We start from the raw sequence: 12168 nt of genomic DNA on the forward strand, positions 1-12168 counted from the left end.
CCTGGAGGATGTCGGGCCCGGTCACCGAGGCTGACGCGGACGTACCTCGCAGTCGGGACAATGCATCAGTGACAGTGAGCGAACGACGTGGATGGTGGCAGCTCGGGCTGGATGTGCTGCGTCCTGAGCAGAAACCCGCCCGGCCCTCGCGCCGGTCACTCCTCGCCGACCTGCTGCTCGCGATCCTCCTGACCGTTGTCGCGGTGGCCGCGACGGCCAGCACGACCGACGGTGATCTCCACCGCGTCGACGTGCGGCAACACTCCCTGATGGAGCCCTTGCGACTGCGGCCCGCTCCTCCGCCACGAAGCGGCGATGTCCGGCCCGACACTCTGGTACGGCCCGCCGATGACCGGTCGGGCCCGCTTCCCCTCCTGGTGGTTCTGACGGCGTTGCCGCTGGCGATACGGCGGCTGTATCCGCTGACCACCTTCGGGGTGGTGCTGGTCGCGGCATTGGCCACGGCCGACGACGCGACCTGGATCACCGTGCTGACGTTCGCCATCGCCGCCTATGGCGCCGTGGCCCACAGTCGTTACCGGGTGCCGGCGATGGGCGGCATCGTCCTCGCGACCGTCCTGGCCGGCGCGGCCTTCAAGGACTCCGTACCGCCGTTGCCGAGCTGGCTGGGCCCGTTCGTGGTACTGCTCAGCGCCGGAGTCGCCGCGAGTTTCGGCCGGTTCTGGAGGCGGCGGATCGACGCACTGCGGCAGGCTCAGGAGGAGGACACGCGCCGGGCCGTCGAGGTGGAGCGCTCCCGGATCGCCGGCGAACTCCACGACGTCGTCACCCACAATGTGAACGTGATGGTCATCCAGGCCGGAGCGGCGCGCAAGGTCATGGACACCGCCCCGGATCGGTCGAAGCAGGCCATGCTGGCGGTCGAAGCCGGCGGCCGGGCCGCCATGGCCGAACTCCGCCACGTCATGGGCCTGCTCGCCGGTCCGGAAAACGCGCGGGCGGTGAGCGGCGGCGACGGGCTCGAACCACAACCGGGACTCGACCAGCTGGACTCCTTGATCAAACGGGTCCGCGAAGCCGGGATACCGGTCAGCGTCGAGGTCTCTCCACCGCCCGGCCCGCTGCCGCCGGGGGTGGAGCTGGCCGCGTACCGCGTCGTACAGGAGGCCTTGACCAACACCATCAAGCACGCGGCCGGCGCCGCGGCGTCCGTCACGATCGGCCACAACGGCGACTGGCTGGAGATCGAGGTCACCGACACCGGCGGCAGGCAGGCGACACGCGCCACGGACGGCCAGGGCAGGGGCCTGATCGGGCTACGCGAACGGCTCGCGCTCTACGACGGCGCCCTGGAGGCCGGACCAAGGAGTGGCGGCGGCTACCAGATCAAGGCGAGGCTTCCATGGACGTGACCAAGCCTCTGCGCGTGGTCATCGCCGACGACCAGGCACTGGTACGCAGCGGATTCGGAATGATTCTCGCCGCCGACGGCATCGAGGTGGCGGCCGAGGCGGCCAACGGCGCCGAAGCCGTCGCCGCGGTCCGGCGCACCCGACCCGACGTCGTGCTGATGGACATCCGGATGCCGGAGATGGACGGCCTCGAAGCCACCCGGCAGATCATGGCAGGCGCCGCGGACGAGACCCGCGTCCTCATCCTGACGACCTACGACCTCGATCACTATGTCTACGCGGCGCTCACCATGGGGGCCAGCGCGTTCCTGCTCAAGGACGTCACACCCGAGCACCTGGTGGCCGCGGTGCGCCTGGTCCGCGCGGGTGACGCCCTGCTCGCCCCGTCGATCACCCGCCGCCTGGTCGAACGCTTCGCCCGCCGTGACGAGGCCAGGGCGGCCGTTCACCGCGACCTGTCGGAGCTGACGCCCCGGGAACTGGAGGTGCTGCGCCTGCTCGCCACCGGGCTGAGCAACGCCGAACTCGCCGACCGGCTGAGCCTCAGCCCGACGACGGTGAAGACCCACGTGGCGCGCATCCTGTCCAAGCTCGGCCTCAGGGACCGGGTCCAGGCGGTCGTGCTCGCGTACGAGACGGGGCTGATCACCCCCGGCTCCCCCGCCGACGGGCCGCCAGGGAGCGCGCGGGGGCCGTCGTAAGCGCCGGACCCGGTCCTCTCACGCCGAGACCGTCCTACAACGATCATCCGCAGGGCCCGGGATGCCGAAAGGTCCGCGAACTTCGGGCGAGAACTTCCCGAAGCTCACGGACCTGTCACCGGCGAGGCTAGCGGCGCACGTGCACCGGCACGCCCTTGCCCAGCAGTCCGGGCAGCTCGACGGCCACGTTCATCGGCATCCGCACGCACCCGTGCGACGCCGGGTAGAGCGGCACCGACAGCGCGCCGTGGAAGGCGATGCCGCCGTTGAAGAAGATCGGGTTGTACAGCTGCCCCAGGTACGACCTGTGCCAGCCCTTGGCCCGCCACGTCGTCTTGAAGTCACCCGTGGGCGTCCTGGCCGAGCCGCAGAAGCGCTGGCTCTTGCCCTGCCACTTCGCCGTCTCGCAGTACGGGACGCCGCTGCCGGAGGAGATGTGAGTGATCAGCTTCACCTGGCCGTCGACGTACAGGACCATGATCTGCTTGGTCAGGTTGACCTCGGCGCGGGTCGGCTTGCCGTTCTTGACCAGGACCTTGGGGGTCCTGGGGTTCTCCAGCGCGGTCCACGTGCGCTTGGCGATCGTACTGGTGGGCCGGATGCCGTTCACCTTCTGGAAGGCCCACACGGCGGTCATCGTGGACCCGCCGTAGCTGCCGTCGGCCCGGCCCGGCCGGTAGCCGAGCTCTTTGAGGCGCGTCTGCAGCCAGGTGACCGCTTTGCCCTTGGCGCCCAGCTTGAGGGTCTTCTTGGGCGCGGCGACGGTCGTGGTGGGCCCGGCCTCGGAGGCCGCCAGAGTCGGCGGCACCGCTGTGGGTGTCGCCGCTGTGGGTGTCGTTGTGATGGAAACGATCGCGGGCGCGGCCGCCGACCGCGCATGGGTGACGGTCGTACCGCACCCCGTCAGGACTAGGGCGCCAGCCGTCAAGAGAGCAGCCACGCCGGGCAGCCGTCGGTCCCCCACCCGTACCACCTCTCAAACCATGAACATTCTGATCAAAGGACCATGTCAGGTTAATGCAATGGTCAACCTGTTTAGAGTGTGCCCATGCCTGAGAAGTTGCCTGCCAACGCCGTTCTGGTGGAATCCGCCCTCCGCGCGCTAGGCGCTGAGGGAGAAATCATCGTATTGCCGGAAAAAGCGCCCACTGCGGCCACCGCCGCCGCGCAGGTCGGCTGTGAGGTCGGCGCCATCGCCAACAGCCTCATCTTCGACGCGGACGGTGCGCCGCTCCTCGTGATGACCAGCGGCGCACACCGCGTCGACGTCGAGCTGATCGCCCGCACGGCGGGGGTCGAGAAGGTACGGCGGGCGACACCGGAGTTCGTCAGGGCGGCGACGGGCCAGCCGATCGGCGGCGTCGCGCCCGTCGGGCATCCGGCCCCGGTGCGGACCCTGGTGGACAACTGGCTGAGCAAGCACGAGGTCGTGTGGGCCGCCGGCGGGCATCCGCTCACGGTCTTTCCCACCACATTCGATGAGCTGGTGCGGATCACCGGTGGTACCCCCGTCGACGTCGAGTAGTGTGCGACGCGTGATCGAGTTTCGTGGGGCGGGACAAGCGGAGTTCACCGAGCACCTGGACACGGTGATCGGCATCTACGCCGCCGCCATGCGCCCGCCCGCGGACCAGATCACCGGCCGCAAGGCCATCATGCGGAATCACGGGACATACCCATATTTCCAGTGCTATTTCGCTGAATTGCGTGGGGAGTCGGACTCGAAGATCGTCGGCTTCGCCTACGGCTTCCGGGGCGCGCCGGGCCAGTGGTGGCACGACGTCGTGTTCCGCGCGCTGGAGAACCAGGCGGGCAGGGAGGTCGCCGACGCCTGGCTGGGCAACGCGTTCGAACTGGCCGAGATCCACATGCACCCCGACTACCAGGGCAAGGGCATCGGCCGCGCCATGATCTCCACTCTGTGCGCGGGCCGCCGCGAGCGTTCGGCGGTCCTGTCCACCCACGACCGCCCCACCACGGCTCGCCACCTGTACGCCAGCATGGGCTTCACCGACCTGCTGAGCCCGTTCCTCTTCCCGGGCGGCTACGAGCAGTACGCGATCGTGGGCAGACCTCTCCCCTTGTGACCACGACGGCTTTTGACCACAACGGCTTTTGACCCCAGCGCGGCCCTGACCCGGTTCGTTCCAGGTTCGTACCAGCGCGGCTCCGCCCTGTTCGCCACGCCACCGACATAATAAAGACGATCAACCTGGCGCCCCCATCCGCGTCAATCCCGGGCACCTCCCCCTGCACCGACGCCCACGTCACACCACCCGGACGTCCGGCAGGAGGAACCTATGCGTCTCGTCACACGAATCGGAGTGGCCGCCACTCTCCTGGTGAGCCAGGGCACCCCACCCGAGCCGACCCCCACCCCCACCCCCACACCCACGTCGACCGCGAGCAGCAGCAAGAAGAGCTCCAAGACCGCCATCCCCCCGGAGCTGAAGAACGTCCCGTCGCTCCGCGTCCTCCCCTGGGATCCCCGCCAGGCCAGCCACGTCCGGATCTTCGTGCACTGCCCGCCGAAGGCGAATCACGCGCTCATCGGCTCCACCGCGTTCGCCCTGAAGGGTTCGAGGCGCCTCTATCGGGAGGTGGGGCTGGGACTCTCCGACCGTGGCCTGGCGCACCGCGCCGTGTCCATCTCCTACTCCGCCCTGCCTGGGTTCCATGGCGCGCACCTGAAGTGCGTGAAGGTCAAGATGAGCCAGAAGACCCGCATCAGGCGCATCCGAGTGCTCGGCCGGGATGCCACGCCTCTCTACGTGCGTAGGTTCAGCATCTGGCAGTTCTTCGACTAGGCCGGAGAACGAACCGGCGTGTCGTTGGCCGTCTCGTGACTTGTGGTTTGCCACCCGTCACTCTGGGCAATCTTCACTACGTAGGGCAACCGGCCATCCGCCCGATCCCCCTGCGGGCGGAGCACCGGCACGGACCGCGACAGTCGTGTGACGAACCACCCGGGAACCATTGTGGTCACACCAAAGGACCTGGATGGCCAAGGGACGAGTCGTGACGGCGGCAAGCCGGGGAACCTCGTAAGCGTATCCCTGGACAGACCTCAGCCCCGGTCGGCGGTTGGCGGCCCACCGGGCCGGCCGTACAAAAGACCGCTTGTCACCCGCACGAACGGCCAGATCAAGAAAAACCCCGGGATGCGCCGGGTTACGCGGTCAGTGCCTCGACCGGAGCGAGCCGCTCGAACACCTCTCGCGTCGCGCTGGAGCGGTTGAAGGTGATGAAGTGGATGCCTGGGGCGCCCTCATCGAGCAGCCGCTGGCAGAGCTCCACCCCGTGGTCGATGCCCAGCCGCCGCACGGCCGCCGGGTCGTCGGCCACCGCCTCGAAGCGGGCCGCCAGGTCCGCCGGGAACGGCGCCCCCGACAGCTGCTCCGACCTGGCGATCGTGCTCATCTGCGTGACCGGCATGATGCACGGGATGATCGGCGTGTCACACCCCTGCTCCGCCACGCGGTCGCGCAGCCGCAGGTAGTCGTCGGCCTGGAAGAACATCTGGGTGATCGCGTAGTCGGCGCCGGCCCGGCACTTCTGTACGAAGAAGTCGGTGTCGGACTCGATCGACGGCGAACGCGGGTGTTTGTACGGGAACGCCGCCACGCCCACGCAGAAGTCGCCCACCTGCCGGATCAGCCGCACGAGCTCCTCGGCGTACAGGACGCCTTCCGGGTGCTGGACCCACTCGCCCGTCGGGTCACCGGGAGGGTCACCACGCACGGCGAGGATGTTGCGCACCCCCGCGTCCGCGAAGCGGCCGATCAGGTGGCGCAGCTCGCGCATCGAGTGGTTGACCGCGGTGAAATGCGCCACAGGGGTGAGCGTGGTGTCGTGGGCCAGCCGTTCGACGATGTCGACGGTGCGGTCACGGCTGGAGCCGCCCGCGCCGTAGGTCACGGACACGAACGTCGGCCGCAGCGACTCGAGCTCTCTGATCGCCCGCCACAGCTGCCGTTCCCCCTCGTCCGTCTTCGGCGGGAAGAATTCGAAGGAGAACGACCGGCCACCGGACGCGAGAAGCTCACGGACGGTGGGAACACGATCGGGCAGGATGGAGGGTCGACCAAGCGCCATGTGACCCAGGCTACCGCCACAAGCCCCGTCCCTGGAGATCCGGCCTGGTGGCCAAGTCGTCCCTGGAGATCCGGCTCGGCCTCCCGGCCACTAGTCTCAGATGCATGACCACTGACGCCGCGAGCCTGGACGCCCTGCGTGCCAAGGTGGACGCCGCGCTGCGGACGTTCGTCCGACGGCAGTTGCCCGTCCCCGGCGACACCGAGCTCGAGCCGCTCCGCTCGGCCGCCGAAGACCTGCTGTCCGGCGGCAAGCGGCTGCGCCCGGCCTTCTGCTACTGGGGATGGCGGGGCGCGGGCGGCACCGACGTGCCCGGGATCTTCACCGCCGCCGCCTCGCTGGAGCTGCTCCAGGCCAGCGCGCTGGTGCACGACGACGTGATGGACAAGAGCGACCTGCGCAGGGGCATGCCGTCCGCGCACCGCCGCTTCGAGGCCATCCACGAGAAGTCGGGCTGGCACGGCTCGGCGGAACAGTTCGGCGAGGGCGCGGCGATCCTGCTGGGCAACCTGCTGCTGATCTGGTCCGGCGAGATGTGGCGCAGCAGCGGCCTGCCGCCCGAGTCCCTGTCGGCGGCCCAGCCGGTGCACGACCACATGCGCACCGAGCTGATGTGTGGCCAATATCTCGACCTGCTGGAGCAGGCGCACGGCGAGAACACCTTCGAGTCCGCCCTGCGTGTCGCTCTCTACAAGAGCGGCAAATACTCCGTCGAACAACCGCTCCGCCTCGGCCTGGTGCTCGCCGCCGGCCGCCTGGAGCCGTGGATGGACGAGCTCTGCATGGAGTACGGTCGGCGGGTCGGCATCGCCTTCCAGCTGCGCGACGACATCCTGGGCGTGTTCGGCGACCCGGCGCAGACCGGCAAACCGGCGGGCGACGACCTGCGCGAGGGCAAGCGGACAATGCTCGTCGCCCGGACGCTGGCCGCGGCCGCACCCGGCGACGCCGAGACCGTGCGCGCCCTGCTCGGCGACCCCGGACTCGACGAGGACGGGGTGGCCGTGCTGCGGGGCATCATCGAGGGCACCGGGGCGCTGCGCCAGTGCGAGGACATGATCGGCGACTACCTCGGCGAGGCGCTGACGTTCCTCGGCAAGGCGCCCATCACACCGGAGGCCCGCGCGGCCCTGTCCGACCTGGCCGTGGCCGCCACCTCACGCACGACCTGAGTCACCACACTGCCCCTCAGGCACGCCTGAGAGGCCGCGCGTACGCACCGCCGCCTCACGCATGAGCTGAGTGCGGCGGGCGCCAGGCGGCGCCCGCGCGCGTCTGTCAGCCGGCCAGGCGCTTGGCGAACTCCGCTGCCGCGGCGCCCGGATCGTCGGCCTCCGTGATGGCGCGTACCACCACAACCCGTTCGACCCCGTACGACCGGACCTGGTCGAGATTGCCCAGGTCGATGCCGCCGATGCCGAACCACGGCCGCCCGGTGCCGAGCGAGGCCGCGTGCCGGAGCAGCGATGGCCCCGGCGCATGGCGGCCCGGCTTGGTCGGCGTCGGCCAGACGGGACCGCAGCAGAAGTAGTCGACGCCCTCCTCCACAGCCGCGGCGGACGCCTCGGCGATGGAGTGGGTGGACCGTCCGATGAAGACGTCGTCGCCGAGTATCTCTCGCGCGACCTTCACCGGAAGATCGTCCTGCCCCAGGTGGAGCACGTCGGGCCGGGCGGCGTAGGCGATGTCGGCCCGGTCGTTGACCGCCAGCAGCCGGCCGTGCCGGTCGCAGGCGTCGCGGAAGACCTCAAGGAGCGCGAGCTCTTCGCGCGCCTCCAGGCCCTTCTCCCGCAACTGGACGATGTCCACGCCCGCGGCCAGCACCGCGTCGAGGAATTCGGCCAGGTCACCGCGTTCGCGACGGCCGTCCGTGCAGAGGTAGAGACGGGCGTCAGAAAGCGAGAGCTTGGGCACGCCGCTTGACCTCGGTATGGCGACCGGCCCTGATGGCGTCGACGGGCGAGCCGGGCAGGGAGTCGTCGGGAGTGAAGAGCCAGCGCAGCGACTCGATGTCGTCGTAACCGGAGTCGCGCAGCACGGAGAGTGTGCCGGGCAGACCCTTCATCACGTCCTTTCCGTCAAGGAACACCGCGGGCACTTGTGGCCCACCACCACCCCGGCGCACACCGAGCAGTTTCCGATCCTTGAGGAGTTGCTTGGCCCGCCCTATCGAAAGGTCTAGGCGCGCGGCCACTTCGGGGAGAGTGAGCCACTCGGCGACGAGTTGGTCGGTCTCCCGGTCGATCTGCGCAACAGAAAGCGTCACGAAACCACAACTACCACATGGCGTGCTTGCTCAAACAACACAGTCCCGTAGGGAGAGGTCGGGATCTACCAGGCGTTCGGCGTCTACGCGGTGTCCGGCTTCGATGATTCTGCGGCCCTGGACGAGGTCTCGGGGCCGGTCCACGGCGAGCACCGCGGCCAGGGTGTCGTCCGAGGTGAGCCAGCAGGCCGACCATTTTCCGCCGAGTTCGCCTCGGTAGAGGAGACGATCTCCGGCCGGGTGGTGGCCCGCGTACTGGACCATGTGGCCGAACTGCTCGGACCAGAAATAGGGCACCGGGTCGTAGGCGGCCTCGACACCCAGCAGCGTGGCGGCGGCCACCTCGGGCGAGTTGAGCGCGGCGTCCCAGTGCTCGACCCTCAGCCTGGTCTCGAACCGGCGCGACCACCAGGCGGCGCAGTCGCCCACGGCCACGACGTTCGGCAGGGAGGTGCGCAGGTGTTCGTCGGCGACGACGCCGTTGTCCAGGTCGACGCCGGAGCCCGCGAGCCAGCCGACGGTCGGGCGCACTCCGACGCCGGTGACGACCACGTGCGCCTCGATGAGGCTTCCGTCCGCGAGTGTGACGCCGCCGTCGTCCACGGAGCCGACCAGGGTGTTCAGCCGCAGGTCGATGCCCTCGTACCAGCCCTGGGTGCGGGCGCCGATCTCAGGGCCGACCGCCTGGGCGAGCGGGGCGGGGCCCGCCTCGATCACGGTCACCTCGCAGCCGGCTCGGCGGGCGGCGGTGGCCACCTCGGCGCCGATCCAACCGGCGCCGATGATCACCACGTGGGCGCCCTTGACGAGCCGGGCGCGCAGCTCAAGCGCGTCGTCGAGGGTGCGCAGCACATGCTGACGGCCGTCGCCGGGCAGCGTGATCGGCTCGGCGCCGGTGGCGATCACCAGGCCGTCGTAGCCGAGCTCGCCCTCGGTGGTCTCCACGACGCCGGGACGCAGCGCCTTGGCCGAGACGCCCGGCCAGAAGTCCACCTCCAGCACGGCGAGGTCGGCGTCGACGAAGCTGGAGTCGCTGCTGCCGGACAGGACCGCCTTCGACAAGGGTGGCCGGTCGTACGGCCGGTGCCGCTCTTGCCCGATCAGCGTGATCCTGCCGTCGAACCCTTTCGCGCGCAGCGCCTCGACACTCCGTACACCGGCCAGACCGGCGCCTGCCACCACCACATGATTCACGTTCAAGACCATAACGGGGCCCGTGCCGGGACGTCGCGCCGAGGCCGTAGGGTGGAGACGTAAGACGCGCGGGAGTCCGGCCGTTACCGGGCTGAGAGGAAGGCTGCACCGGGCCTTCGACCGCAAGACACCTGATCCGGATCATGCCGGCGAAGGGAGCGGACGTGGACATCGTCGTAGGCGGCGGGATCATCGGGCTGTCCATCGCCTGGCGCCTGTCCCGCTCGGGGCGGCCGGTCACCGTGGTCGATCCGGCTCCGGCCACTGGGGCCTCGCACGCGGCGGCGGGCATGCTGGCGCCGGTGAGCGAGGTCACCTACACGGAGGAGCCGCTGCTCCGACTGGGCCTCGCCGCACTGCGCCGCTGGCCGTCCTTCGCCTCCGAACTCGCCACCGACGCCGGCCTCGACGCCGGTACGAAACCCGCCGCCAACCGCCTTGACGAGGCCGGGGCGTCTGAAGCGGTCGTGAGCGGGCTCAGTGAGGCCGCGCGGGCCGGGCTGGACTTCCGGGTCGACGGGACGCTGGCCGTGGCGTTCGGGGCCGACGATCTGGCGGCGCTCGGTGAGCTGGCCGCGTTCATGGAGAAGCTGGGGCTACCGGTCGAGCGGCTGACCGGGCGCGAGTGCCGTCGGCTGGAGCCCATGCTGGCGCCGTCCGTACGCGGTGGGCTGCTGGCCCGTGGAGACGCCTGGGTGGACCCGCGCCGGGTCACCGCCGCGCTCCTGGCCGCACTCGACCGCCTGGGCGTCCCCCTCGTCCGGGCTCGCGTCAGCGAACTGCTCCAGGACGGCGACGTCCAGGACGATGACAAGGTGGTGGGCGTACGCCTCGCACCCCCGGACCAGAGCCGCCCGCAGGCGGACATTCCCGATGAGATCCGGGGCGAGCGGGTCGTGCTGGCGGCCGGGGCGTGGAGTGCCGGGCTGGTCGATGTCCCGGTACGGCCGGTCAAGGGGCAGATCATGCGGCTGCGTTCCCCCCAGCCCCTGCTCGGCAGGTGCGTACGCGGGACGGTCCACGGGAAATCCGTGTACCTGGTGCCGAGGGGTGACGGTGAGCTGGTGGTCGGGGCGACCCAGGAGGAGCTGGGGTTCGACACGAGGGTGACGGCGGGCGGACTGTACGAGCTGCTGCGGGACGCCCACGAGCTGGTGCCGGGCGTCACCGAGCTGGAGATCGTCGACGTGGTGGCGGGGCTGCGGCCGGGCACACCGGACAACGTCCCGCTCATCGGGCCCAGCGGGACGCCAGGGCTGGTGCTGGCCACTGGGCATCATCGGGGCGGGGTGCTGCTGGCTCCGCTCACGGCGGCCATTCTGCTGGGCGAGGAGAGCGAGCTCGCGGAGCTGTGCTCGCCGCTGAGGTATCGGGATATTTCATGAATGTGACCATCAATGGGGCCCCGCACGAGGTGCCCGACGGCACCACCGTGGCGCAGGCCGTACTCACGCTCACCACGGCCACGACCGGCGTGGCCGTGGCCGTGAACGACGAGGTGGTGACGCGGAGCGCCTGGGAGACGACGGCGCTCGGCGACAGCGACCGGATGGAAGTGCTGACGGCGGTGCAAGGTGGATGATCTCCTCATAGCCGGAGAGAAGTTCTCCTCCCGGCTCATCATGGGCACCGGTGGCGCCCCGTCGCTGGAGGTGCTCGACCAGGCGCTGGTCGCGTCCGGCACCGAGCTGACGACCGTCGCCATGCGGCGGCTCGACCCCAGTGCGCCCGGCTCGGTGCTCGACGTGCTGCGCGAACGCGGCATCAAGGTCCTGCCCAACACCGCCGGTTGTTTCACCGCGGGCGACGCCGTGCTGACCGCCCGGCTGGCCAGGGAGGCGCTCGGCACGAACTGGGTCAAGCTCGAGGTCATAGCCGACGAGCGGACGCTGCTGCCGGACCCGATCGAGACGTTCGACGCGGCCGAACGGCTGGTGGCCGACGGGTTCGTGGTGCTGCCGTACATCGGGGACGACCCGGCGCTGGCGCGTCGCCTGGAGCTGGCCGGATGTGCCGCGGTGATGCCGCTCGGCGCGCCGATCGGCTCGGGCCTCGGCATCCGCAACCCGCACAACATCGAGCTCATCGTGGAGGCGGCCTCGGTGCCGGTCATCCTCGACGCGGGCATCGGTACGGCCAGCGACGCCGCCCTGGCGATGGAGCTGGGCTGCGACGCCGTACTCCTGGCCACGGCCGTCACCAGGGCGCAGCGGCCGGAGCTGATGGCGACGGCCATGAGAGCGGCCGTCCAGGCGGGCCGGCTCGCCCACCAGGCGGGCCGCATCCCCCGCCGCCGCTACGCGGAGGCATCCTCCCCGACGGGCCCATAGCCACGCGAAAACCCCGGACGGGTCCGTAGCCACGCGGAGACCCCCGACGGGTCCGTAGCCACGCGGGGGCCCCGGACAGACCCGTAGTCACCGACACCACGCGGAACCGGCGAAACAGGATATGTCCGGTTATGTTCCAGATAGGCGCGTTCCAACGAGCACGGCTCGGCATCGGTTTCGGATGGTCAGGCCTTGCCAGTGGCAAAACG

The 12168-nt window shown here is 70.2% G+C and carries 14 protein-coding genes and 1 riboswitch; of the genes, 9 read left to right on the forward strand and 5 right to left on the reverse strand.

Features of this window, described 5'->3' with window-relative positions; all coding sequences use genetic code 11:
• Nucleotides 1-68: 68 nt before the first annotated feature.
• Together AB0J16_RS14015 and AB0J16_RS14020 are read left to right on the forward strand one after the other, a co-directional pair.
• Entirely contained in the window at nt 69-1373 is a 1305-nt protein-coding gene (locus AB0J16_RS14015; RefSeq protein ID WP_358538413.1) for a histidine kinase, read from the forward strand.
• Nucleotides 1364-2074 (forward strand): response regulator transcription factor, encoded by a 711-nt coding sequence (locus AB0J16_RS14020; protein WP_358538416.1) that lies wholly within the window; start codon nt 1364-1366, stop codon nt 2072-2074. The genes AB0J16_RS14015 and AB0J16_RS14020 overlap by 10 nt, the downstream gene beginning before the upstream one ends.
• Before the next feature lie 127 nt (nt 2075-2201).
• Here the strand turns inward: AB0J16_RS14020 and AB0J16_RS14025 are convergent, their stop codons facing one another.
• Complete coding sequence (locus AB0J16_RS14025) at nt 2202-2882, reverse strand: L,D-transpeptidase family protein (RefSeq protein WP_358538419.1); 681 nt, start codon at nt 2880-2882, stop codon at nt 2202-2204.
• Between the two features lie 240 nt (nt 2883-3122).
• On the opposite strand from AB0J16_RS14025, the gene AB0J16_RS14030 reads away from it, so the two are divergent.
• The 3 genes from AB0J16_RS14030 (at nt 3123) to AB0J16_RS14040 (ending at nt 4881) form a co-directional block, all read left to right on the forward strand.
• Nucleotides 3123-3599: a YbaK/EbsC family protein gene (locus AB0J16_RS14030; RefSeq protein WP_358538422.1), complete on the forward strand. Its 477-nt coding sequence runs from the start codon at nt 3123-3125 to the stop codon at nt 3597-3599.
• Nucleotides 3600-3609: 10 nt separating this feature from the next.
• Nucleotides 3610-4161, forward strand: a complete 552-nt coding sequence (locus AB0J16_RS14035; RefSeq protein WP_358538425.1) for a GNAT family N-acetyltransferase — start codon at nt 3610-3612, stop codon at nt 4159-4161.
• A gap of 213 nt (nt 4162-4374) precedes the next feature.
• Nucleotides 4375-4881 (forward strand): hypothetical protein, encoded by a 507-nt coding sequence (locus AB0J16_RS14040; RefSeq protein WP_358538428.1) that lies wholly within the window; start codon nt 4375-4377, stop codon nt 4879-4881.
• 364 nt (nt 4882-5245) lie between these two features.
• Here the strand turns inward: AB0J16_RS14040 and metF are convergent, their stop codons facing one another.
• A complete protein-coding gene (gene metF, locus AB0J16_RS14045; RefSeq protein WP_358538431.1) occupies nt 5246-6169 on the reverse strand; it encodes a methylenetetrahydrofolate reductase [NAD(P)H] in 924 nt (307 codons plus the stop codon).
• Nucleotides 6170-6273: 104 nt separating this feature from the next.
• Here metF and AB0J16_RS14050 point away from each other — a divergent pair, with 104 nt between their 5' ends.
• Nucleotides 6274-7341, forward strand: coding sequence for a polyprenyl synthetase family protein (locus tag AB0J16_RS14050; protein WP_358538434.1), 1068 nt, complete (start codon nt 6274-6276; stop codon nt 7339-7341).
• Nucleotides 7342-7447: 106 nt separating this feature from the next.
• Here AB0J16_RS14050 and thiE read toward each other — a convergent pair whose 3' ends face one another.
• The 3 genes from thiE to AB0J16_RS14065 are packed head-to-tail and all read right to left on the reverse strand — an operon-like array spanning nt 7448 to nt 9629.
• On the reverse strand, nt 7448-8083 hold the full coding sequence (gene thiE, locus AB0J16_RS14055) for a thiamine phosphate synthase (RefSeq protein WP_358538438.1): 636 nt from the start codon (nt 8081-8083) through the stop codon (nt 7448-7450).
• A complete protein-coding gene (locus AB0J16_RS14060) occupies nt 8061-8435 on the reverse strand; it encodes an Rv2175c family DNA-binding protein (protein WP_225298599.1) in 375 nt (124 codons plus the stop codon). Before AB0J16_RS14060 ends, thiE begins: the two co-directional genes overlap by 23 nt.
• A gap of 30 nt (nt 8436-8465) precedes the next feature.
• Nucleotides 8466-9629 carry an FAD-dependent oxidoreductase gene (locus AB0J16_RS14065; protein WP_358538441.1) on the reverse strand — a complete coding sequence of 388 codons (1164 nt, stop codon included), beginning with the start codon at nt 9627-9629 and terminating at the stop codon, nt 8466-8468.
• A 58-nt stretch (nt 9630-9687) separates the two neighbouring features.
• Nucleotides 9688-9804, forward strand: a riboswitch (TPP riboswitch).
• On the opposite strand from AB0J16_RS14065, the gene AB0J16_RS14070 reads away from it, so the two are divergent.
• The 3 genes from AB0J16_RS14070 (at nt 9794) to AB0J16_RS14080 (ending at nt 11959) form a co-directional block, all read left to right on the forward strand.
• The gene (locus AB0J16_RS14070; protein ID WP_358538444.1) at nt 9794-11014 is read left to right on the forward strand and encodes an FAD-dependent oxidoreductase; all 1221 of its coding nucleotides are present in this window, start codon (nt 9794-9796) and stop codon (nt 11012-11014) included. (Overlaps the previous riboswitch by 11 nt.)
• Nucleotides 11011-11211 carry a sulfur carrier protein ThiS gene (thiS, locus tag AB0J16_RS14075; protein WP_225298594.1) on the forward strand — a complete coding sequence of 67 codons (201 nt, stop codon included), beginning with the start codon at nt 11011-11013 and terminating at the stop codon, nt 11209-11211. The genes AB0J16_RS14070 and thiS overlap by 4 nt, the downstream gene beginning before the upstream one ends.
• Nucleotides 11204-11959 carry a thiazole synthase gene (locus AB0J16_RS14080; RefSeq protein ID WP_357945153.1) on the forward strand — a complete coding sequence of 252 codons (756 nt, stop codon included), beginning with the start codon at nt 11204-11206 and terminating at the stop codon, nt 11957-11959. Before thiS ends, AB0J16_RS14080 begins: the two co-directional genes overlap by 8 nt.
• The last annotated feature ends 209 nt before the right edge of the window (nt 11960-12168 follow it).

Origin of the sequence: Nonomuraea sp. NPDC049750 (assembly GCF_040659625.1) — a bacterium.
Classification (GTDB): domain Bacteria; phylum Actinomycetota; class Actinomycetes; order Streptosporangiales; family Streptosporangiaceae; genus Nonomuraea.

What these genes read in the sequence shown, in the direction of transcription:
- AB0J16_RS14040 (WP_358538428.1), top strand. Translation starts at nt 4,375, where the DNA reads ATGCGTCTCGTCACACGAATCGGAGTGGCCGCCACTCTCCTGGTGAGC.
- AB0J16_RS14050 (WP_358538434.1), top strand. Translation starts at nt 6,274, where the DNA reads ATGACCACTGACGCCGCGAGCCTGGACGCCCTGCGTGCCAAGGTGGAC.
- thiS (WP_225298594.1), top strand. Translation starts at nt 11,011, where the DNA reads ATGAATGTGACCATCAATGGGGCCCCGCACGAGGTGCCCGACGGCACC.
- metF (WP_358538431.1), bottom strand. Translation starts at nt 6,169, where the DNA reads ATGGCGCTTGGTCGACCCTCCATCCTGCCCGATCGTGTTCCCACCGTC.
- AB0J16_RS14020 (WP_358538416.1), top strand. Translation starts at nt 1,364, where the DNA reads ATGGACGTGACCAAGCCTCTGCGCGTGGTCATCGCCGACGACCAGGCA.
- AB0J16_RS14030 (WP_358538422.1), top strand. Translation starts at nt 3,123, where the DNA reads ATGCCTGAGAAGTTGCCTGCCAACGCCGTTCTGGTGGAATCCGCCCTC.